The 20,059-nt window shown below is 62.2% G+C and carries 20 protein-coding genes; 11 read left to right on the forward strand and 9 right to left on the reverse strand.

Annotated elements, in window-relative coordinates; genetic code table 11:
* Positions 1-168 precede the first annotated feature (168 nt).
* On the reverse strand, positions 169-1,092 hold the full coding sequence (gene argF / locus G7048_RS18530) for an ornithine carbamoyltransferase (RefSeq protein WP_166069568.1): 924 nt from the start codon (positions 1,090-1,092) through the stop codon (positions 169-171).
* Positions 1,092-2,303, reverse strand: coding sequence for an aspartate aminotransferase family protein (locus G7048_RS18535; protein WP_166069569.1), 1,212 nt, complete (start codon positions 2,301-2,303; stop codon positions 1,092-1,094). The genes argF and G7048_RS18535 overlap by 1 nt, the downstream gene beginning before the upstream one ends.
* Positions 2,304-2,649: 346 nt before the next feature.
* Between G7048_RS18535 and G7048_RS18540 the strand changes: the two genes are divergently transcribed.
* Complete coding sequence (locus G7048_RS18540) at positions 2,650-2,964, forward strand: DUF3579 domain-containing protein (protein WP_166069570.1); 315 nt, start codon at positions 2,650-2,652, stop codon at positions 2,962-2,964.
* Positions 2,965-3,200: 236 nt separating this feature from the next.
* Complete coding sequence (locus G7048_RS18545; RefSeq protein WP_166069571.1) at positions 3,201-3,800, forward strand: nitroreductase family protein; 600 nt, start codon at positions 3,201-3,203, stop codon at positions 3,798-3,800.
* Positions 3,801-3,982: 182 nt separating this feature from the next.
* Here G7048_RS18545 and rpsT read toward each other — a convergent pair whose 3' ends face one another.
* Positions 3,983-4,282 (reverse strand): 30S ribosomal protein S20, encoded by a 300-nt coding sequence (gene rpsT / locus G7048_RS18550; protein ID WP_166069572.1) that lies wholly within the window; start codon positions 4,280-4,282, stop codon positions 3,983-3,985.
* 674 nt (positions 4,283-4,956) lie between these two features.
* Between rpsT and murJ the strand changes: the two genes are divergently transcribed.
* The 3 genes from murJ (at position 4,957) to ppk2 (ending at position 8,637) form a co-directional block, all read left to right on the forward strand.
* Positions 4,957-6,522 (forward strand): murein biosynthesis integral membrane protein MurJ, encoded by a 1,566-nt coding sequence (murJ, locus tag G7048_RS18555; RefSeq protein WP_166069573.1) that lies wholly within the window; start codon positions 4,957-4,959, stop codon positions 6,520-6,522.
* 179 nt (positions 6,523-6,701) lie between these two features.
* Positions 6,702-7,565 (forward strand): SirB1 family protein, encoded by an 864-nt coding sequence (locus G7048_RS18560; RefSeq protein WP_166069574.1) that lies wholly within the window; start codon positions 6,702-6,704, stop codon positions 7,563-7,565.
* Positions 7,566-7,722: 157 nt separating this feature from the next.
* Positions 7,723-8,637: a polyphosphate kinase 2 gene (gene ppk2, locus G7048_RS18565; RefSeq protein WP_166069575.1), complete on the forward strand. Its 915-nt coding sequence runs from the start codon at positions 7,723-7,725 to the stop codon at positions 8,635-8,637.
* Between the two features lie 84 nt (positions 8,638-8,721).
* Here the strand turns inward: ppk2 and G7048_RS18570 are convergent, their stop codons facing one another.
* The 3 genes from G7048_RS18570 to purM all read right to left on the reverse strand — a co-directional run bounded on the left by G7048_RS18570 (position 8,722) and on the right by purM (position 11,543).
* The gene (locus G7048_RS18570) at positions 8,722-9,114 is read right to left on the reverse strand and encodes a universal stress protein (RefSeq protein ID WP_166069576.1); all 393 of its coding nucleotides are present in this window, start codon (positions 9,112-9,114) and stop codon (positions 8,722-8,724) included.
* Between the two features lie 261 nt (positions 9,115-9,375).
* Positions 9,376-10,473, reverse strand: a complete 1,098-nt coding sequence (locus G7048_RS18575; protein WP_166069577.1) for an AI-2E family transporter — start codon at positions 10,471-10,473, stop codon at positions 9,376-9,378.
* 20 nt (positions 10,474-10,493) lie between these two features.
* On the reverse strand, positions 10,494-11,543 hold the full coding sequence (gene purM, locus G7048_RS18580) for a phosphoribosylformylglycinamidine cyclo-ligase (protein ID WP_166069578.1): 1,050 nt from the start codon (positions 11,541-11,543) through the stop codon (positions 10,494-10,496).
* Positions 11,544-11,940: 397 nt separating this feature from the next.
* Here purM and hda point away from each other — a divergent pair, with 397 nt between their 5' ends.
* From hda to folK, 4 genes are read left to right on the forward strand one after another with little or no spacing between them, the layout of a single operon-like run.
* Positions 11,941-12,636 (forward strand): DnaA regulatory inactivator Hda, encoded by a 696-nt coding sequence (hda, locus tag G7048_RS18585; protein ID WP_166071048.1) that lies wholly within the window; start codon positions 11,941-11,943, stop codon positions 12,634-12,636.
* Positions 12,637-12,693: 57 nt separating this feature from the next.
* On the forward strand, positions 12,694-13,395 hold the full coding sequence (locus tag G7048_RS18590; protein WP_166069579.1) for an HAD family phosphatase: 702 nt from the start codon (positions 12,694-12,696) through the stop codon (positions 13,393-13,395).
* A complete protein-coding gene (gene pcnB, locus G7048_RS18595; protein WP_166069580.1) occupies positions 13,392-15,035 on the forward strand; it encodes a polynucleotide adenylyltransferase PcnB in 1,644 nt (547 codons plus the stop codon). The genes G7048_RS18590 and pcnB overlap by 4 nt, the downstream gene beginning before the upstream one ends.
* Positions 15,035-15,547, forward strand: a complete 513-nt coding sequence (gene folK, locus G7048_RS18600) for a 2-amino-4-hydroxy-6-hydroxymethyldihydropteridine diphosphokinase (protein WP_166069581.1) — start codon at positions 15,035-15,037, stop codon at positions 15,545-15,547. The genes pcnB and folK overlap by 1 nt, the downstream gene beginning before the upstream one ends.
* Positions 15,548-15,634: 87 nt before the next feature.
* Here folK and G7048_RS18605 read toward each other — a convergent pair whose 3' ends face one another.
* Positions 15,635-16,612, reverse strand: coding sequence for a tripartite tricarboxylate transporter substrate binding protein (locus G7048_RS18605; RefSeq protein ID WP_166069582.1), 978 nt, complete (start codon positions 16,610-16,612; stop codon positions 15,635-15,637).
* 189 nt (positions 16,613-16,801) lie between these two features.
* On the opposite strand from G7048_RS18605, the gene G7048_RS18610 reads away from it, so the two are divergent.
* On the forward strand, positions 16,802-17,152 hold the full coding sequence (locus G7048_RS18610) for a four-helix bundle copper-binding protein (protein WP_166069583.1): 351 nt from the start codon (positions 16,802-16,804) through the stop codon (positions 17,150-17,152).
* A 31-nt stretch (positions 17,153-17,183) separates the two neighbouring features.
* On the opposite strand, the gene G7048_RS18615 is transcribed toward G7048_RS18610, so the two are convergent.
* Complete coding sequence (locus G7048_RS18615) at positions 17,184-18,245, reverse strand: CDP-6-deoxy-delta-3,4-glucoseen reductase (RefSeq protein ID WP_166071049.1); 1,062 nt, start codon at positions 18,243-18,245, stop codon at positions 17,184-17,186.
* Between the two features lie 94 nt (positions 18,246-18,339).
* Here G7048_RS18615 and G7048_RS18620 point away from each other — a divergent pair, with 94 nt between their 5' ends.
* On the forward strand, positions 18,340-19,293 hold the full coding sequence (locus G7048_RS18620) for an NAD-dependent epimerase/dehydratase family protein (protein ID WP_166069584.1): 954 nt from the start codon (positions 18,340-18,342) through the stop codon (positions 19,291-19,293).
* Here the strand turns inward: G7048_RS18620 and G7048_RS18625 are convergent, their stop codons facing one another.
* Positions 19,294-19,998, reverse strand: coding sequence for a DUF4124 domain-containing protein (locus tag G7048_RS18625; protein ID WP_166069585.1), 705 nt, complete (start codon positions 19,996-19,998; stop codon positions 19,294-19,296).
* Between the last annotated feature and the right edge of the window lie 61 nt (positions 19,999-20,059).

Genomic DNA, 20,059 nt, shown 5'->3' on the forward strand with positions numbered 1-20,059 from the left:
GTGCGATGAGCAGGTTGCGCCGTTTTCTTTTGGCCCATGGCAGCGCATGCGCATGAGTTATTCGTTATTGCCGTTCGATGTGTTGGTGCCGTGTGCGCAACGGGCAAAGAAAAAGCCTGCAGCGCAAGGCGTGCAGGCTTTTGATGATGGTGCGATGGTCGCGTGCGATCAGGCCGTGAGGCGGCCCAGCAGCAGGTATTCCATCAGCGCTTTTTGCGCGTGCATGCGGTTTTCCGCTTCATCCCAGACGACGGACTGCGGACCATCGATCACGTCGGCCATGACTTCCTCGCCGCGGTGGGCGGGCAGGCAGTGCATGAAGAGGGCGTCGGGCTTCGCGGCGGCCATCATGTCGGAATCGACGCACCAGTCGGCAAACGCCTTCATGCGCTTTTCGTTCTCGGCTTCGTAGCCCATGCTGGTCCACACGTCGGTGGTGACGAGGTCGGCGCCCTTGCAGGCTTCCATCGGATCGGCGAAGACCTTGTAGCAGCCTTCGCGTGGCTTGCGGCCGCCGAAGGCGAGCTTCTCGTCGACCTCGTAGCCGCTGGGCGTGCTGACGTGGACGGTGAAGTCCAGCAGTTCAGCGGCCTGCAGCCAGGTGTTGGCCATGTTGTTGCCGTCGCCCACCCAGGTGACCGTCTTGCCCGTGATTGAGCCGCGGTGCTCGATGAAGGTGAAGATGTCGGCCAGAATCTGGCAAGGGTGGAACTCGTTGGTCAGGCCGTTGATGACGGGCACGCGCGAGTTGGCGGCGAACAGCTCGATCTTGCTTTGCTCGAACGTGCGGATCATCACCAGATCGGTCATGCGGCTGATGACCTTGGCGCTGTCGTCGATCGGCTCGGAACGGCCGAGCTGGCTGTCGCCCGTGGTCAGATGCACCACGCTGCCGCCGAGCTGGTACATGCCGGCCTCGAAGCTCACACGCGTGCGCGTGCTGGCCTTCTCGAAGATCATCGCCAGCGTGCGGTCGAGCAGCGGGTGGTACTTCTCGTAGCTCTTGAACTTGCCCTTGATGATGGCAGCGCGCGAGAACAGGTAGTTGTACTCGTCCGCGGTGAAATCAGAGAACTGCAGGTAATGCTTCATTATTTGGGGGCTCCTTCCGAGAGGAACTTCTTGACCAGCGGGGCGAGGCGCGCCACGATTTCATCGGCTTCGGCGCGCGACAGAATCAGCGCAGGCACGAGGCGGATCACGCTGTCGGCGGTCACCGAGAACAGCAGGGCGGCTTCTTCTGCGCCGCGTCCGATCAGTGCGCCGCAGGGACGGTCGAGTTCCACGCCGATCATCAGGCCCTGACCGCGAATGTCCACCACGCCCTTTTCACCGGCGAAGGCGGTCTTGAGCGCAGCTTTCAGATACTCGCCCACGTCGGCGGCGTTCTGCAGCAGCTTGTCCTCTTCCATGATGCGGATGGTCTCGATGCCTGCGCGCATGGCGAGTGGGTTGCCGCCGAAGGTCGTGCCGTGGTTGCCCGGCTGCAGCACGGTGGCCGCCTTGCCGCGAGCGACGACGGCACCGATCGGCACGCCCGAGCCCAGACCCTTGGCCAGCGACATCACGTCCGGCACGATCTCGGCCCACTGGTGGGCAAACCACTTGCCGGTGCGGCCCATGCCGGCCTGAATTTCGTCAACGATCATCAGCCATTCGTTGGCATCGCACAGCGCGCGCACTTGCTTCATGTATTCGGCGCGCATGGGGTGCAGACCGCCTTCGCCCTGAATGGGTTCCATCATCACGGCGACGATGTTCGGGTTGCCTTCGGTGGCCTTCTTGAGCGCCTCGATGTCGTTGACCGGCACACGCAGAAAACCTTCGAGCAGCGGGCCGAAGCCTTCGCGCACCTTGGGGTTGCCGGTGGCTGTCATGGTGGCGATGGAGCGGCCGTGGAAGGCGTGCTCATAGACCACGATCACGGGCTTTTCGATGCCCTTGTCCACGCCATACTTGCGGGCGATCTTGATCGCGGCTTCGTTGGCTTCCAGACCTGTGCTGCAGAAGAACACGTTGTCCATCTTGGCGCGCTCGACCACCAGCTTGGCCAGCACTTCCTGACCGAGCACGTGGTAGTAGTTTGAGGTGTGGATCAGCTTGGCCACCTGGTCCTGCAGCGCGGGCACGAACTTGGGGTGGTTGTGGCCGAGCGTGTTCACGGCGATGCCAGCCAGCCCGTCGAGGTATTCCTTGCCGTTCACGTCCCACAGTCGCACGCCTTGTCCTCGTTCCAGAGCGATTGGAACGCGGCCATAGGTGTTCATCACGTGGGGCGAGGCTGCCTCGACAAAAGCGGTCATGCGGAAATCTCCTGACATTGCTGGGAAACACAAAGCTGGCACTATCTATCACTATCCTTTGCCAGCACAACGAAATGCAATTTTAGAGGCTGTGCGTGTCACCTTCGTTGAGTATTCCGCATCACTGTCATGCGCCAAGGACGCGTGCAGCGTTTGGGCTTTTTGCAACAGTGTCCGAGGACAGACACCAGCTTGGTGCTGCGTTATGTGCAAATCGCATCAGATGATGCATCAAATTCATTGCAAACGGGCTTTGCAAGGCCATTCAGTCTTGTCTCTTATATAAGAGTTAGAATTCACATCGTGGCGCACGATGCCATGACTCCATAATTACGACGCCTCACCGATGGTCTCTTCCGACGCAAAAGAAGTCTTTATTCAAGGTATCACCCAAGACGGGAAAACCTTCCGGCCCAGCGACTGGGCTGAGCGTCTGGCCGGTGTGATGAGCCAGTTTCGCCCCGGTGGCGTCAGTCCCGGCAGCCATTTGAGCTACTCGCCATGGTGCGTTCCCACCAGCATGAACGGCGTGAAGTGCGTGATCGTCAACCGCGAGCTGCAGAAGTTCGAACCCATGGCGTGGGACTTCGCGCTGAACTTCGCCAAAGACAACGATCTGCAAATAGCGGAAGCCTGCTTGCTTCCCGATCCAAAGGCCTGAATCTCAGGCCTTTTTCTTTTTCGAGTGGCTCCAATCCGCTCCGGTCAATTTGCTCGTGCAGCGGCGGACGCAAGCACCTTTCAATCAATGCTGCTCGACGTCGCGCGATGCGTCCCTATGGATGCTTGGTATTTGAGGCCCGCTTGTCTGCTGGCTGGCTGCGGTCGCAATAGACTTGTTGCAAACCATCCGAAGGTGTGGGTGGTTCACCAAGCAAGAAAAGGGATTCCGATTTCATGACCAGCACAGCCATCAACCTGTTCACCAAGCGCCGCACGCAATACGCCCTCGGCAAGAAGCTGCCCATCTCCGAAGCGCAAGTCGAAGCGCTGATTCTGGAGGCCGTGCGCCAGGCACCTTCTTCGTTCAATTCGCAGAGTTCCCGTGTGGTGGTGCTGTTCGGCGCGCAACACGAAAAGCTGTGGAACATCACCCGTGAAGTTCTGCGCCTGATGGTGCCTGCCGATGCGTTCGTGAAGACCGACGCCAAGATGGACGGCTTTGCTGCGGGCGCGGGCTCGGTGCTGTTCTTTGAAGACGAAGATGTCATCAAGAAGCTGCAGGCCGATTTTGCCCTGTACGCCGACAAGTTCCCGATGTTCTCCGAGCATTCCTCGGGCATGGCGCAATACGCGGTGTGGACTGCGCTGGCCGATGCGGGCATCGGTGCCAGCCTGCAGCACTACTCGCCGGTGATCGACGAACAAGTCGCCACGACATGGAACATTCCTGCATCGTGGAAGCTGCGCGCCCAGATGCCTTTCGGCTCGAACGAAGCGCCATTTGGCGAGAAAACCTTCATCGCCGACGACCTGCGCTTCAAGGTCTACCGCTGATGTGAGGAGGGGTGGAGGGTGGCGACGATCCAGTCACCTTTCACTTTGTTCATTTTGAGAGCGCCCACAAAAAAACCGCCTTTCGGCGGTTTCTTCGTTTTGCTTGCTGACAGCGCACCCGGTACAAACGGCGGGCAATTATCTGTTGAGGACAATCACCCGGGCTGTTTGCCTGAAGAGAGTCAGGCGGCTGCTGTTGCCAGGGCCTTGACCTTGGCGGACAGACGGCTCTTGTCGCGAGCTGCCTTGTTCTTGTGGAAGATGCCCTTGTCGGCGATCGTGTCCAGCACGGATTGAGCCTTGGCGAACAATTCAGTTGCCTTGGTTTTGTCGCCAGCCAGAACAGCCTTTTCGACGTTCTTGACAGCGGTACGGTACTTCGAACGCAGCGATGTGTTTGCTGTGTTCAGTTTGACGTTCTGGCGTGCGCGCTTACGGCCGGACGCCAGACGGGGGTTCTTTTTCTTTGGCTTAGATGCCATGGTATGTATTCCTTGTGTTCGAGGATGATGTCAGCAAAGCCGAGCATTATAGCCTGAATTTCTTTTTGCTTGGATTGGCTTGGGGCGCTGGTCGTTTTGGGGCGCCAATACAGCCCCTCATGCGTCGTTGTGGAAGCCTTGCCGTATCGACATACTGTCTGCGGCTTCACGCCTAGCCTGAGGGGCTGTCTTGGCGTTGGGGCTTCCAACTCGACGGCCCACTTCGCTTCGTAGGCTCGCTCCAGGAGACGGGAACGAAGAGCGATCCAAAAATGCCGCGTGCGACTCGCGTACCAACATCTCGCGAGGTCGCGAGATGAACGGGCACGAGCAACGCGAAGTGCCGTGACACACCTCTTATGAAACCTCTGACTCGCGGCGGTTGCCCGAACGGAGCGCCTTTGGCGCGAAGCTGAGTTCTGCCGCGTGCCCCCGCATTTCAAGCGCGCTTTTGGTGACTTTTCGCGCGCTAGCGAAAAGTTACTCCGCCGCCGGGCGGAATTCCCGGCATCCGTAAGCAACCACCTGACAGGCCCAAAAACAAAAAGCACCCAGCCTCGCAGGTAGCCAGCCAACCAAAAGCAAGCTGATAAATTGTCAGCAGAGTTTTCCAACAAAGGCTCGGAGATGAAAATCTCCGAAACCCACCCCCACGACCGCATACACTGCCCCCCGTGTCACTGTTCAAAGCCGCCTCCACCGTTTCGTTGCTGACGCTTGCCTCCCGAGTGCTGGGGCTGGTGCGCGATCTTCTGATGGCCTCCATGTTTGGAGCCAACGTTCTGACCGACGCGTTCAATGTCGCGTTCCGCATTCCCAATCTGTTCCGGCGGCTGTTTGCCGAAGGGGCGTTCAGCCAGGCGTTTGTGCCGGTGCTGGCCACGCACAAGGCGCAGCATGGGGATGAATCCACGCGCACGTTGATCAGCGATGTGGCGACGGTGCTGTTCTGGGCGCTGCTTGTCACCTGCATTCTGGGCGTGGTCGGTGCGCCGATTCTGGTCTGGCTGCTGGCCAGCGGCCTGCGCACGTCGCCGGGCGGCATGGACGCTGCCGTGCTGATGACGCGCTGGATGTTCCCCTACATCGGCTTCATGTCGCTGGTCGCGCTGTCGGCTGGGGTGCTCAACACTTGGCGGCGGTTTGCCGTGTCGGCGCTCACGCCGGTGCTGCTCAATGTGAGCATGATCGCCGCTGCCGTGATCGGTGCGCCGCTGTTTGCCAAGCATGGCATCGAGCCGATTTACGCGATGGTGGGTGGCGTGATGATCGGCGGCGTGCTGCAGCTCGCCGTGCAGATACCCGCGCTGATGAAGCTTGGGCTGATGCCGCGCATCGGCGTGAGCACCAAAGCCATTCGTGCCGCATTTGCCGATCCGGGCGTGCACCGCATTCTCAAGCTCATGGGGCCGGCCTTGCTGGGCGTGGGCGTGGCGCAGATCTCGCTGATGATCAACACGCAGATCGCTTCGTATCTGGAGCAGGGCAGCGTGACCTGGCTGTTCTATGCCGACCGTCTCATGGAATTCCCCACGGCGCTGCTCGGCGTGGCGCTGGGGGTGGTGCTCACTTCGCAACTGGCGATTGCCAAGGCGAGCGGGGACTCCGAGCGCTATTCGGGCATGCTCGACTGGGGGCTGCGCATCGTCGTGCTGCTGAGCATGCCTTGCGCCATCGGCCTGCTGTTCTTCGCCAAGCCGCTGGTGGCCACGCTGTTCCATCATGGCGCGCTGACCGATCGCGATGTGCAGCAGATCACCATTGCGTTGCAGGGCTATGGCATTGGCCTGTTGGGGCTGGTGGCAGTGAAGGTGCTGGCACCGGGTTACTACGCCGCGCAGAACATCCGCACGCCGGTGAAGATTGCCATGGCGGTGTTGGTGATCACTCAGTTGCTGAACCTTGTGCTGGTTCCCAAGCTCGCTCACGCCGGGCTGGCACTGTCGATTGGCCTTGGGGCGCTGGTCAATGCGACCTGGCTGCTGATCGGGTTGCTGCGTCGCGGCAGCTTCAAGCCGCTGCCGGGCTGGCGCAAGTTCTTCCTGCAGACGCTGGCGGCCAGCGCGCTGCTGGCGATTTTTCTGTGGTGGGGCAATCAGCACTTCGACTGGATTGCGCTGCGCGCTCATGCAATGTGGCGTGTTGGCCTACTGGCTGCAATGCTGATTGGTTCTATGGTGGTGTACTTCGGAGCACTCTGGGCTTTCAGAATGAATTTGCGGCAGGTTTTGCGCAGATAATCTTTGTCAGCGGAGGATTGATCAGTTGGTTGACTGGCTGATTGATTGGTTGGTTGGTTGATTGGTTGATCAGTTGGCTTTCGAGGAGAGCAGACGAAAGCCGGGTTGCTCGTATCGAACGGAACCGGACGCGGTGTTTCTGACACCAACACCCATGTCCAGTAGCTGAGGGAAGGCTTATGTCACTGCAATTCAATGTTCCCACCCCGCTGGAATACTTTGCAAGCCTGGTGCGCGAAGGTAGTCAGCAGGAATCCATTCCGCTGCTCGAGGCAGCTACCTGCATCGCGCAGGATGCCTATCCGCTGCTCGATGTGCAGCAGGTGCTCGACGAGGTCGATCAGCTTCAGGCGCGCCTGAATCGCATGATCGAGCCCGCCGCGGAGCCCATGCGCAGGCTGACGGTGCTGAACCAGTTCTTCTTCAACGATCTGGGCTTCAGCGGCAATCTCAACAATTACTACGATCCCGACAACAGCTACCTGAACGTGGTGTTGCGCTCGCGGCGCGGCATTCCGATCTCGCTGGCGTTGCTGTGGCTGGAGCTGGCGCAGAGTATCAATCTGCGGGCCTACGGGATTTCGTTTCCCGGCCATTTCCTCGTCAAGGTGCAATTGCCCGAGGGGCAGGTGGTGATCGACCCGACCACCGGGCGCTCGCTCTCGCGCGAGGATCTGAGCGAGCGGCTGGAAACCTTCGTCTCCGACCGCAGCGATGTCACCGATGGCAGCCTGCGCGAGCTGGCGGAGTACCTGCGCTCGGCCTCGTCCCGTCAGATTCTGGTGCGCATGCTGCGCAATCTGAAGGAAATCCACCGCGCCGAAGGCGACTGGCAACGCCTGATCGATGTGCAGAGCCGCCTCATCGCGCTCCTGCCCGAGGCCTGGAACGAATGGCGCGACCGGGGCTTTGCGCATGTGGAGCGCGGACACATGCTGGACGCGATCACCGATCTGGAGATTTATCTCCAGCACGAAGGCATGTCCGTCGACGCGGAAGCCATTCAGGAACTGCTGCTGCGACTGCGCGAATCGCAGAGCTGACGACTTGGCGAATCTCGGCGGGTGCCCGGCGAGCGTCCGGCGTCTGCCCTCGATCCGCGCATGTCAGGACCGTGACATGTTTTGATTTGTCATTGGTATGTCATGGAGTTGTCACGCGAGCGGGTCATCATCAGCGCGTGTTTGTAGGTCCATTCCTATGTTTCAAAACTCCGCACTAGACCCCCAAGATTTCATGCAACGCATGGCTGACGACCTCATGGACAGCTATGACGAAGAACTTGAACAAGAAATCGACGATCGCTACATCGACGAAAACGGTGAGCGTCCGTTGGTGGACAGCGCCGCGCGCCGCGACTACTTCAAGAGCCTGTTCCACCTGCAAGGCGAACTCGTCAAGCTGCAGGACTGGGTGCAGCAATCACGCGAGAAGATCGTCATCATCTTCGAAGGCCGCGACGCGGCAGGCAAGGGCGGTGTGATCAAGCGCATCACCCAGCGCCTGAACCCGCGCGTGGCCCGCGTGGCCGCGCTGCCCGCACCCAACGACCGCGAGCGCACGCAGTGGTACTTTCAGCGCTACGTCTCGCACCTGCCAGCGGCGGGCGAGATCGTGCTGTTCGACCGCAGTTGGTACAACCGCGCGGGCGTCGAGCATGTGATGGGCTTTTGTACCGACGACGAGTACGAAGAGTTCTTCCGCAGCGTGCCCGAGTTCGAGAAGATGCTCGTGCGCTCGGGCATTCGCGTCATCAAATACTGGTTCTCGATCACCGACGAAGAGCAGCATCTGCGCTTTCTCGGACGCATCCACGATCCGCTCAAGCAGTGGAAGCTCAGCCCCATGGACCTCCAGAGCCGCGTTCGCTGGGAGGAATACACCAAGGCCAAGGAAACGATGCTGGAGCGCACCCACATCCCCGAAGCGCCGTGGTGGGTGGTGCCTGCGGACGACAAGAAAAAAGCACGCCTGAACTGCATCGCGCATCTGCTCACCCAGATGCCTTATCAGGAAGTGGCGCACCCCGAAGTCGTGCTGCCCGAGCGCGTGCGCCATCCCGAGTACTTCCGCCAGCCAGTGCCTGCGAACCTGATCGTGCCGCAAGTCTACTGATTCGACCAAGCGCGCAAGGAAACAAAAAACTGCGTACTGCCCAGAAGGCCGTACGCAGTTTTTCATTGGAGTGTCAGAGGGTGCTCAGGTCGCCTTCACGCACAGCACCGGGCAGTCCACATTCATCAGAATTTCCTGAGCCATGCTGCCCAGCAGCAGTTTGCCGACCGCCGTGCGCTTGCGCAGGCCGATGACGAGGACGGAGACGTCCAGTTCGCTCACCAGCGCTTCGATTTCGTCGATGGCGCTCTTGCCGCGCACGAATTGCTTGAACTCGGCCTGGATGCCCAGCGTCGCCAAGCGTTCTTCGACGCGCTCGGCTTCGTAGCCGCTGATCAGCGCGGGGTCTTCCTGATGGCCGCCGGGGCCGGCGTTCACCACCACCAGGGGTTCGTTGCGGCGGGTGGCGATCTCGATACCCTTGTCCAGAGCGGCGCGGCCCTCGGGGCGCGCGACATAGGCAACCAGAATGGTCATTGCAAAGTCTCCAATCTCTCTCTTGAGCGTTTCGGTAAAAGGCTGTCCGATGGATTCCGCAGGCCCTGGCTGCATTCTTCATTGTGAGAAGCTTGGGGCCCGCGACCGGCTTCCAGCATAGCCGAAGCCTGCACCAAATTGGTGGGGTGCTTGGGAGAATCGCACACGGCACATCACCGGATTGACGTTAATCAATCGGTGATGCTCGCTTGTTTGAGGTGGCCGTGGGCGCACCGAAAGAGGGCAGGGCTTGGGTGGCGCTCACACCAGGTGCGAGGCTTCCAGCTCTTTCTTGAGATAGGCGTAGAACAGGGGCGCGGCCACCAGTCCGGACGGGCCGAAGATGGCCTCGGCCACGAACATCACCGCCAGCAGTTCCCACACGCCCATGTGCGTGCGCGTGCCGACGACCTTGGCGTTGATGACGTATTCGGCCTTGTGGATCAGGATCAGGAACAGCAGGCAGGCGGCGGCCGCTGCGGGCGAGACCGACAGGCCGACCAGCGTGATCACCGCATTGCACAGCAGGTTGCCGACGATGGGGATCAGCCCGGCAAAGAAGGTGAGCGTGATGAGCGCCGGGGTGTAGGGCAGTTGCAGGTCCCAGATCGGCAGGATGGCGAGCAGGAACAGCGCGGTGAGCACGGTGTTGAACGAGGCGATCCAGAACTGCGCCGCGACGATCTGGCGGAAGGCTTCACCGAACAGCGTGATGCGCTTGATCAGCTCGACGGCCAGCGGGCCGCGGTGGTTGCTGATATGGCGCACGGCGGCGAGCGTGCCGATGATCAGGCCGACATAGGCGTACAGCAGTCCGGTGAGCCAGGCGCGACCGGCCATGGCGAGCGCTCCGGCCTTGGCACCGAGGTAGGCGGCCATCACCTTTTGCAGCTCTTCCGCGCCTGCGGGCAGCATGGCACCAAGGTCTTCAGGCAGCTTCTGGCGCAGCTCCAGCACGGTGTCGGCCAGAAAATCCAGCAGTTCCTTGTATTGCTGAGGCGCATCCACGATGTAAGTACGCGAGTGCGAGAGCGCCAGTGCGATCAGCACCATGGGGGCCAGAATCACCAGCGTGGCCGCCAGCCCCGGCCCGAAGCCGACCTTGCCCGCCTTGCGCGGAAAACGCCTGCGCAGCCAGGTGAATTTGACGGCCAGCCAGCGGGTGGCCAGAAAGCCCAGACAGACGCTGAGCAGCCCCGGCAGCAGGCTGTAGTGCAGCACCAGGAAGAGCATGGCGGCCATCAGCAGATAGCTCGCCACCTCCACGCCGCGAAAGGGCTTGCGCCCACCCCCGTTGTGGTGATTCGGGGGCTGTGGTGGTTGTTCTTGTGGAACGGGCGCAGGCGACGCGGTGTGCATAGATCTCCGCGTTAGAAGACTTAAGCGACGACGACTGCAGCGCCTTCGCCGCGCTCGGCGACCACGCCGATGCGGTGCACGCTCTCGCCCAGCGAGGCAAGGGTGGCGGCGGTGGCGTCGGCTGCTTCAGCGGGAACCACGACCACCATGCCGATGCCGTTGTTGAACGTGCGGTTCATCTCGATGTCGTCGATGCCGGCGGTCTTCTGCAGCCAGGCGAAGAGTTCGGTTTGGGGCCAGCTGCCGGCCTTCAGGTGGGCGGCCGTGCCATCGGGCAGCACGCGCGGGATGTTCTCGAGCAGACCGCCGCCGGTGATGTGGGCGAGTGCCTTGATCGGGTGCTTTTCCAGCGCGGCGAGCACGTTCTTCACATACAGGCGGGTAGGCTCCATCACGGCTTGCTTGAAGGGCTTGCCGTCGAGCTGCTCGGGGATGGTGCCATTTGCTTCAGCACGGTCGATGCACTTGCGCACCAGCGAGAAACCGTTGGAGTGCACGCCAGCCGAGGCCAGACCCAGCACCACATCGCCGGGCTTGACGTTCTGGCCGGTCAGGATCTTGGACTTTTCGACGGCGCCGACAGCGAAGCCCGCCAGATCGTATTCGCCATCGGGGTACATGCCGGGCATTTCAGCGGTTTCGCCGCCGATCAGCGCGCAGCCGGAGAGTTCGCAGCCACGGGCGATGCCGCCGACCACGGCTGCAGCCGTATCGACATGCAGCTTGCCGCAGGCAAAGTAGTCGAGGAAGAACAGCGGCTCGGCGCCTTGCACCAGCACGTCGTTCACGCTCATGGCGACCAGGTCGATGCCGACGGTGTCGTGCATGTTCCACTCGAAGGCCAGCTTGAGCTTGGTGCCCACGCCGTCGGTGCCGGAGACCAGCACGGGTTCCTTGTAGCGCTTGGGCACTTCGAACAGCGCACCAAAGCCGCCGATACCGGCCATCACCCCTTCGCGCATGGTTTTCTTGGCCAGCGGCTTGATGCGCTCGACCAGTGCGTCGCCCGCGTCGATGTCAACGCCGGCGTCTTTGTAGGAAATGGGGGTGGAAGGAGTGGAGGAGCTCATGGATCGCAATTCAGGGGGTGCTTGAAGCCCGCTTGGCAGGCAGAACATTGGCGATTTTAAGGGCTTGCCTGAATTCGCTGCGAATACCGCGCTGTATCGCACTGTCAATCTGTGGCAATCCGTGGCAATCGGGCCGTTCGGCGAATTGATTTGCACCCAATTTCACCTCATGAAAGGACGAGGCCGCTCAAGGCACTAAAATCCTCGGGTTCTCGCCTGCTGTTCATGTCGGCTGAGCCGGTTTCACTGGCGTTGCGCTCTGTTGTGCGACGCGGGTGGCTGGCTGAATCGCCTCAGATGCTTGTCCCATGCCATTCATCCCGAAGTCCGTTGTCCTTGCCCATCCTGCCGGTGTCCGGTTGTGCGCCTGCGTGCCCGAGGCAAGCGGGGTGACGGCGTGAAGCAACTGGCGCTCGACATCGGCCTGGCGCCGGGCCCCTCTTTCGATCGGTTCTTCGTCGGCACCAACCAGGAGGCACTGGCGCATCTGCGTCTGTCGGTTGGTTCCGGCCACACCTATGTGCGTTCGCCCGTTCCCACTTATCTATGGGGTGAATCCGGATGCGGCAAAACGCATCTGTTGCGTGCCGCCTACGAAGCCCTGCGCGAGCAGGGGCAATCCGTGGGGTGGCTCGATGCGTCGGTGAGCGATCCGGCCGCGTTCAGCGAGCGCTGGGTGGCGGTGATCATGGACGAGGTGCATTTCTACAACAGCAAGCAGCAGGCCGCTGCTTTCAACTGGTTCATCAACGCGTTGAATCCGGCGGTCGGCAATCCGCGCTGGGTTCTGGCGGCGGGTGAGCTTCCTCCGGCCGATCTGCCGCTGCGCGACGATCTGCGCAGCCGCCTCGGCTGGGGCCATGTGTTCCAGCTGCATTTTCTCGACGAGACCGAGCGCCGCAAGGTGCTGCGTCAGGAGGCGGACGCGCGCGGCGTGTTTCTCTCGGACGATGTGATGGACTACATGCTCAAGCGTTTTTCGCGCGATCTGGGCAGTCTGATGCAATTGCTCAGCAGCCTCGACAGCTACTCTCTGCGCGAAAAGCGCGCCATCACCATTCCCCTGCTGAAGGACATGCTGCAGCACGAATGACGAACCGGACGCCGCACGTGCCACAAGCCCGTCGGTGCCATCAACACATCAAGAAGAATGAATCTCAAAACTTCGGTGCAAAAGCCGCGACTGGCGCTGTTCGATCTGGACCACACGCTGCTCCCGCTCGACTCTGACTTCGAATGGGGCGAGTTCTCCATCCGCATCGGCTGGGCCGACAAGGAGGAGTTCGGTCGCCGCAATCAGGCGTTCTTCGACGACTATCTCGCCGGACGTCTGGACGTGCACGACTATGTGCGCTTTGCCACCGAAGCCGTTCGCCTGCGCGGCAAGGCCGATTCGGCCACTGCGCACGAGCAGTTCATGAACGAGGTGATCCGCCCGGCCATCAAGCCAGTGGCGCTCGATCTGTTGCGTTCGCACCACGAAGCAGGCGATGAAGTGGTGATCATCACCGCGACCAACGAATTCGTGACCGAGCCCATCGCCCGCGAACTCGGCGTGAAGAACCTGATTGCCGTGAAGCTCGAGCGCGATGAGAATGGCTGGATCACGGGTGAGGTGGACGGCATTCCGTCCATGCGCGAAGGCAAAGTGCTGCGCATGGAAGCCTGGCTCAAGGACCGCAATCTGGGCTGGGACGATGTGGAATGCACGTTCTACAGTGATTCCATGAACGATGTGCCGCTTCTCGAAAAGGTGGAACATCCGGTGGCGACCAACCCTGACCAACGCCTTCGCGCGCTCGCGCAGCAAAAAGGCTGGCGCATTCTGGACCTGTTTCCCCAAGAGCAATGATCAAAACCTTCATCGACAAATTGCTGGGCAAAAAAACCGGCACCGCAGCAGCCAAGGGCAAAAGCCGCTTCGGCAAGCGTGTGGATGTACCGGTGTCGGTGCATGGCATCGACCCTGAACTCGTCGACAAGCGCGCCACCGATGTGGTGCGCACGCTCAAGCAGGCGGGCTTCGAGGCCTACATCGTCGGCGGGGCTGTGCGCGATCTGCTGCTTGGCCTGCGTCCCAAGGACTTCGACGTGGCGACCAATGCCACGCCCGAGCAGGTCAAGGGCCTGTTCCGCCGCGCCTTCATCATCGGCAAGCGCTTTCGCATCGTGCACGTGGTGTACGGACGCGGCCGCGAGCATGAGGTGATCGAAGTCTCGACCTTCCGCGCCTTCCTCGACAACGCGGCCGCCGAGCAAGTCAGCGGCAACGAAAAGACCAGCAAGGCGCAGCTCGCAGGCATGCAGCACGCCGTGGACGCGAGCGGCCGCGTGCTGCGCGACAACGTCTGGGGCCCGCAGGACGAAGACGCCACGCGCCGCGACTTCACCGTGAATGCCATGTACTACGACCCGGAAACCCAGGTCGTCGTGGACTTCCACAAAGGCATCGAAGACGCGAAGAAAAAAGTGCTGCGCATGATCGGCGACCCGGCCACGCGTTACCGCGAAGACCCGGTGCGCATCATCCGCGCCGTGCGCTTTGCGGCCAAGCTCTCGCAGCTCGGCTTCAAGCTCGATCCCAAGACCGCCAAGCCGCTGGTCGAATCCGAACACCTGCTGCACGACGTGCCGCAGTCGCGCCTGTTCGACGAAATGCTCAAGCTGCTGCAGACCGGCCACGCGATCGCATCGATCGAGCAGCTCAAGGTGCTGGGCCTGGCCAAGGGCATTTATCCGCTGCTCGACGTTGTGGTCGAACGTGCCGATCACCCGTTCGTGCAAGCCGCCTTGATGGACACCGACCGTCGCGTGGGCGAGGGCAAGACCGTGGCGCCGAGCTTCCTGCTCGCCTGCGTGCTCTGGCAGGACGTGAAGACCGGCTGGGACCAGCGCATGCAGCGTCAGCAGCCATTCCCCGCGCTGCAGGACGCCATCGACGATGTGTTCGACAAGCGCATTGGCGATGTCTCTGGTCGCGGCAAGCTCGCCGCCGACATGCGCGAGATTTGGGTCATGCAGCCGCGCTTCGACAAGCGTTCTGGTTCCACGCCTTACGGCATGGTCGCGCACCTGCGTTTCCGCGCAGGCTTCGACTTTCTGCGTCTGCGTGCGGATGTGGGTGAGGTTGACGAACATCTCGCCGAATGGTGGCAGGAGTTCCAGCAGGCCGACGATTCGCGTCGCGACGACATGATGGAGCAGGCCCGCGAAGAACAGCGCGCCAAGCAGCGCAAGGCCCAGCCAGCGGCCAAGCGTGCTCCGAAGTCGGGCAACGCTCCCGCCGCCGCAACGGCTGCAGACAAGCCCAAGGCCCATTCCAAATCCACTGCGCCGCGCGAACCCGAAGGTTCCTTCGAGCACGCAGAAATCGGCGATCCACCAGCTGCGGGTGACGCCGCAACCAAGAAGCGCCGCCGCCGTCGCCGCAAGCCAGCCGGTGGCGGAGAGCAGGGCGGACCTTCCTCGGATCACGGTTCCTCAGAAGATTGATGTCGGCTGAGTTGCAAACCGCCTGGATTGGCATGGGTGCCAATCTGGGTGACGCCCGCCTCGCGCTGCAAAAGGCCGTGCAAAGCATCGCCGCCTTGCCGCAGACACGCGTGCTGCGCGTGTCCTCGCTCTACGGCAGTGCGCCGGTGGATGCGACTGGGCCGGACTATCTGAACGCCGTGGCTGAGATCAGCACTTCACTCTCGCCGTTTGCCTTGCTCGACGGATTGCAGGCCATCGAACGCGATGCCGGTCGCGAGCGCCCTTATCGCAACGCCCCGCGCACGCTCGATCTGGACATCGTGCGCTTTGGCGATCTGGTCATGACCACCGAACGCCTCACGCTGCCGCATCCGCGCTGGAACGAGCGGGCATTTGTGTTGTTGCCGATGGCGGAGTTGCTGGGCGAACAGGTGCTGACGGCACTCACCGATCGGCAGAAGGTGCTGGTGGCAGAACAGCGCATCGAGCGCAAGGCAGCGCCTGCGGAATGGTGTCCGAGCACGGGCTGAGAGCGCGTTCATCCACCCCCATGAAAAAAGCACCCGGGCCTCGCGGCCTTGGGTGCTTTGTTTTTGGGGATCGGGGCTGTCGGCCGCTCAATCCACCTTTGCGCCGGACGCCTTCACCAGCTTCTGGTACTTGGCGCGCTCGGTGGCCATGAACTGGTCGAACTGCTCGGGCGTGGTCGGCACGGGCTCGGCCATCATGGTGGCGAACTTGGTCTTGGTTTCGGGCGACTTCAGGGCGTCGGTGAAGGCCTTGTTCAACTTGTCGATCACCGCCTTGGGTGTGCCTGCTGGAGCGACGAGGCCCCACCAGGTGTCGATGGAGAAGCCCTTGAAGGTTTTGGACAGCGGGGGCACGCCGGGCAGCATGGGCGACTCTTCGAGCGAGGTCACAGCCAGAGCCTTGAGCTTGCCTGCCTTGATGTTGGGGGCGGCTGCGGCGAGGTTGTCGAAGTTGAAGTCCACTTCGCCAGCCAGCAGTGCGAGCTGGGCGGGGTTGGCTCCGCGATACGGGATGTGCAGGGCGTAGACGCCGGCGCGCTGCTTGAACATTTCGCCAGCAAGGTGACCGGCGCTGCCGTTGCCGCCGCTGCCGTAGTTCAGCTTGGCGGGGTGGTTCTTGGCGTACTTGATCAGGTCATCGACCGAGTGGATGTTCAGCTTGTCGGCGTGCGCGGCGTTGATCACCAGCACGTTGGGCACGCGGACCATCTGGGTGATGCCCGCGAAATCCTTGTCCGCGTTGTAGGGCATCTTGGAGAACAGCCAGGGGTTGACTGCGTGCGTTGCGGTCGCGGCAAGGCCGATGGTCAGGCCGTCGTGCGCTGCCTTGGCGACGATGTCGGCACCGATGTTGCCGCCCGCGCCCGCCTTGTTGTCGATGACCACGATACCCAGCGAGTCACGAACACGCTCGGCCAGAATGCGCGAGGTGGCGTCCAGCGGACCGCCCGGTGCGTAGGGGACCACGAGGCGGATGGGTGCATCCTCAGCGTGCGCGGCCAACGGGGCTGTCAGGGCCATGAAGCTGGCGGCTGCAGTCGTAAGGAGAAGGTTTCTGCGGTTCATAGGCTCTCTATTGTGCAAAAAATTCTGACAAGTGGCTGGCAATGCTTGCAACTTCCATGCACAGATTGCTGTCAAGTCCTACAGAATGGCGGATTCCTGTGTCTCTATAAAGGGGTCTGCGTGGCTGGCGCGCAGAAAGCTTCCTCGCCTGACATGGCCAGCGACCTTCACGAAGGGGAAAGGAGTGACATGCTTGACGCACCCACCTCTCTGGCAGAGTCCCGTTACTGGGAATGCATAGCGGCCTGCTCGCGCTGCGCCTTGCTCTGCGACTTCTGCGCTGCGGCCTGTCTGCGCGATGTGCATGCGGAGCACATGCTCAACTGCGTGGCGCAGAACGTCGAATGCGCCGAAGTCTGCCGACTGGCCGCCTCGGCAATGGCGCGTGACAGCTCGCATGTGTCGGCCATTTGCGAACTGTGCGCCCGCATCTGCGAAGGCTGCGCGACCGAGTGCGAAAACCACGAGGCCGATCATTGCCAGGACTGCGCGGAGGCTTGCCGCCACTGCGCAGAACTGTGCCGAGAGTTGATCGCCTGAGTGCCTGACTGATTTGGGCCGACTGTTGCGCTTATGCGCTGTGCTTGTCGGCTTCCGACGTGAAGGCGTCGGCGAAGAATTCCTCTTCCGGCAGGCCACGCTCTGCCGAGTATTCCGCGCGTGCCGAATCGACCACGATGGGCGCGCCGCAGGCATAGACTTGGTGGCCGGAGAGGTCGGCGAAGTCTTCCATGACGGCCTTGTGCACGAAGCCGGTGCGGCCCGTCCATTGGTCTTCGGCCTCGGCGTTGGACACCACGGGCACGTAGCTCAGATTGGGCATCTCGGCGGCGCGCTCGCGCACCCAGGCGTCCATGTACAGGTCGGCGGGTCGGCGGCCGCCCCAGTACAGCGTGATCGCGCGCTTGATGCCCTTGTGCTGCATGTGCTCGATCAGCGCCTTCACGGGGGCGAAACCGGTGCCCGAGGCCAGCAAGATGATGGGCTTTGCGGAATCTTCGCGCAGGAAGAAACTGCCGAACGGGCCTTCCACGCGCAGGATTTCCTTTTCCTTCATCGCGCCGAAGACATGGTCGGTGAACTTGCCACCAGCCATGTGGCGGATGTGCAGTTCCACGCCCGGCGTGGTTTCCTGGAAGTGCGGCGCGGTCGCCATCGAATACGCGCGGCGCGAGCCATCGCGCAGGATGAATTCGATGTACTGACCGGCGTGGTACTTGAAGTGGTCGGCGGCGGGCAGTTGCAGCTTCACCTGCATCACGTCGTGCGAAAGGCGGTTGAGCGCGGCCACGCGCACGGGCAGCTTCTTGATCGGGAAGGAGCTTTCATCGGTGACCTGGCGCGATTCGAGCACCACATCGGTCAGCGCGCGGGCGCTGCAGGTCAGCACGAAGCCGGCTTCTTCCTCGACGGCGGACAGCGCCTTTTCGGAGTGTTCCTTGTGGACCACGGAGCCGCTGAGCTTCTTGCACTTGCACGATCCGCAGGAGCCGTCCTTGCAGCTGTAGGGCAGGCCCACGCCACCACGGATGGCGGCGGCGAGAATGGTTTCGTCGCTCTGTGCTGTGAAGGCGCGGCCGCTGGGCTGAACGCTGATGTGGAAGGTGGCAGTTGTGGTCTGCTCGCTCGTCATGTTGCGGGTATCCTTGGAATTCTTTTGTCTACTTGTCATGGAGCATTCGCGCGGACCGTCGGACGGCGCGGCATAGCTCCCAAAGGTATCGATTTTGCCCTCAAACCAAAGTCCCCTTGGAGCGCTACCGGCACGCTTTCGCCGGATGCGGGTGTTGATCGTCGGTTGTGGTGACGTGGGCATGCGCGCCGCGCGGCAGTTGAATGCCGGATCGGCGCGGGTTTCGGTTTCGGCGCTGACCACATCGGCCGAGCGCTCGCCGCAACTGCGTGCAGCCGGAGTGCGTCCGCTGCTGGGCAACCTGGACGACAAGGCTTCGCTGGCGCGGCTGGCAGGCGTTTTCCAGCGTGTGCTGTATTTGGCACCGCCGCCGGGTGAGGGCGAAACCGGCGCGCAATGGTGGCGTGATGTGCGCAGCGAAAACCTCAACCGTGTGCTGCGCTTGCGCGCCTTGCCCGATGCATTGGTCTACGCATCAACCACCGGCGTGTATGGCGATTGCGACGGCGCATGGGTGAACGAAACCCGCACCGTGGCTCCAGCCACGCCGCGCGCCCAACGCCGGGTGAATGCCGAGCGCGCCATGCGCCACCTGGGCCGCGCTGGTGTGCGGGTGAGCATTCTGCGCGTGCCGGGCATCTATGGCCTCGATCGTCCCAGCGGCACGCCGGTGGCGCGGCTGCAGCGCGGCACGCCGGTGCTCAAGGAGCGCGACGATGTCTACACCAACCACATCCAGGCCGACGATCTGGCGGGAGCCTGCCTTGCTGCCCTGTGGCGCGGCAAGGCGCAGCGGGTCTACAACGTGCGCGACGATACAGACATGAGGATGGGTGACTACTTCGACATGGCGGCCGATCTGTTCGGCCTGCCGCGCCCGCCGCGTGTGGCGCGCGATGCGGCGAAGGATCAGTTGCCGGTCACGCTGCTGAGTTTCATGAGCGAATCGCGTCGCCTTGAAGCGCGGCGCATGCATGAGGAGCTGCGCGTGCGACTTCGCTATCCCACCGTGATGCAGGGCCTGCGCGGCGAGCCGGTGCGGCGTTGATCAGCGCGGGTAGACGTTGCCCTTGGCGTCGGTGCAGCGGAACACGTTGCAGTTGGTGAAGACCGGGGGCTTGGGGTCTGGCAGGGGCTGGACCGGCGGGCGCACCACATGCGGTGGTCGAACCACATACGGATAGGTCTGGTAGTAATTGTGGTTGGTGTTGTTCTGCGCATCGCGCTGTGCGCGCACCCACTGGTCGGGCGTCAGGCAGGCACGTTCCGCGTTGCGCTGTGCGTCGGCCAGTCGGGTGGATTCATCGTACATGCCCTGGCCCAGAGTGCCCTGCACATCTTCGAGATTGCGCCGTGCCTGTGCACAGGCTTGCGAGTCGGCTGGATTGGTCTGGCTTGCGGCCTGCGATCGATTGCGACTTTCCTGTTCACGGCGTTGCAGTTCTGTGTTTTCCTGACGGCGCTTGGCGTCCTGCTGAAGCCGCTCGCGGGAGCGTTCCTGCGCCTGCGCCGCCTGCTCGCGTTCGGCCTTGATGTCGTCGGGCGACTTCTTGGCCTCAATTTCCAGCGCGCTGTTGCCGCTCGCGCATTTGCCGTCGGTGTAGCTGACCTTGCCCGTGACCGGGTCGGTGCAGCGGATGACCTGGGCACCAACGCCTGCCGACCATATGAGTGGCAGCGTTCCTGCAAACAACAACGCCACGGACCGCACGAAGCGGCGTGGCGATTTCTGGGCGTTGCGATCAGTGCTCATGGTTCGGTCAACGGCAATGGATGAATGGCGGCAAGCGCAAGTTGTTACCTAGGGAATCTCT

The organism is Diaphorobacter sp. HDW4B (assembly GCF_011305535.1).
Taxonomy (GTDB): Bacteria; Pseudomonadota; Gammaproteobacteria; order Burkholderiales; family Burkholderiaceae_C; genus Diaphorobacter_A.

Excerpts from the sequence above, each read along its gene's own strand:
- G7048_RS18540 (WP_166069570.1), top strand. The coding sequence starts at position 2,650 with ATGGTCTCTTCCGACGCAAAAGAAGTCTTTATTCAAGGTATCACCCAA.
- G7048_RS18615 (WP_166071049.1), bottom strand. The coding sequence starts at position 18,245 with ATGACGAGCGAGCAGACCACAACTGCCACCTTCCACATCAGCGTTCAG.
- argF (WP_166069568.1), bottom strand. The coding sequence starts at position 1,092 with ATGAAGCATTACCTGCAGTTCTCTGATTTCACCGCGGACGAGTACAAC.
- folK (WP_166069581.1), top strand. The coding sequence starts at position 15,035 with ATGTCGGCTGAGTTGCAAACCGCCTGGATTGGCATGGGTGCCAATCTG.
- G7048_RS18545 (WP_166069571.1), top strand. The coding sequence starts at position 3,201 with ATGACCAGCACAGCCATCAACCTGTTCACCAAGCGCCGCACGCAATAC.
- G7048_RS18535 (WP_166069569.1), bottom strand. The coding sequence starts at position 2,303 with ATGACCGCTTTTGTCGAGGCAGCCTCGCCCCACGTGATGAACACCTAT.
- pcnB (WP_166069580.1), top strand. The coding sequence starts at position 13,392 with ATGATCAAAACCTTCATCGACAAATTGCTGGGCAAAAAAACCGGCACC.
- purM (WP_166069578.1), bottom strand. The coding sequence starts at position 11,543 with ATGAGCTCCTCCACTCCTTCCACCCCCATTTCCTACAAAGACGCCGGC.
- G7048_RS18625 (WP_166069585.1), bottom strand. The coding sequence starts at position 19,998 with ATGAGCACTGATCGCAACGCCCAGAAATCGCCACGCCGCTTCGTGCGG.
- G7048_RS18570 (WP_166069576.1), bottom strand. The coding sequence starts at position 9,114 with ATGACCATTCTGGTTGCCTATGTCGCGCGCCCCGAGGGCCGCGCCGCT.
- G7048_RS18560 (WP_166069574.1), top strand. The coding sequence starts at position 6,702 with ATGTCACTGCAATTCAATGTTCCCACCCCGCTGGAATACTTTGCAAGC.
- G7048_RS18575 (WP_166069577.1), bottom strand. The coding sequence starts at position 10,473 with ATGCACACCGCGTCGCCTGCGCCCGTTCCACAAGAACAACCACCACAG.
- G7048_RS18610 (WP_166069583.1), top strand. The coding sequence starts at position 16,802 with ATGCTTGACGCACCCACCTCTCTGGCAGAGTCCCGTTACTGGGAATGC.
- G7048_RS18590 (WP_166069579.1), top strand. The coding sequence starts at position 12,694 with ATGAATCTCAAAACTTCGGTGCAAAAGCCGCGACTGGCGCTGTTCGAT.
- rpsT (WP_166069572.1), bottom strand. The coding sequence starts at position 4,282 with ATGGCATCTAAGCCAAAGAAAAAGAACCCCCGTCTGGCGTCCGGCCGT.
- G7048_RS18605 (WP_166069582.1), bottom strand. The coding sequence starts at position 16,612 with ATGAACCGCAGAAACCTTCTCCTTACGACTGCAGCCGCCAGCTTCATG.
- ppk2 (WP_166069575.1), top strand. The coding sequence starts at position 7,723 with ATGTTTCAAAACTCCGCACTAGACCCCCAAGATTTCATGCAACGCATG.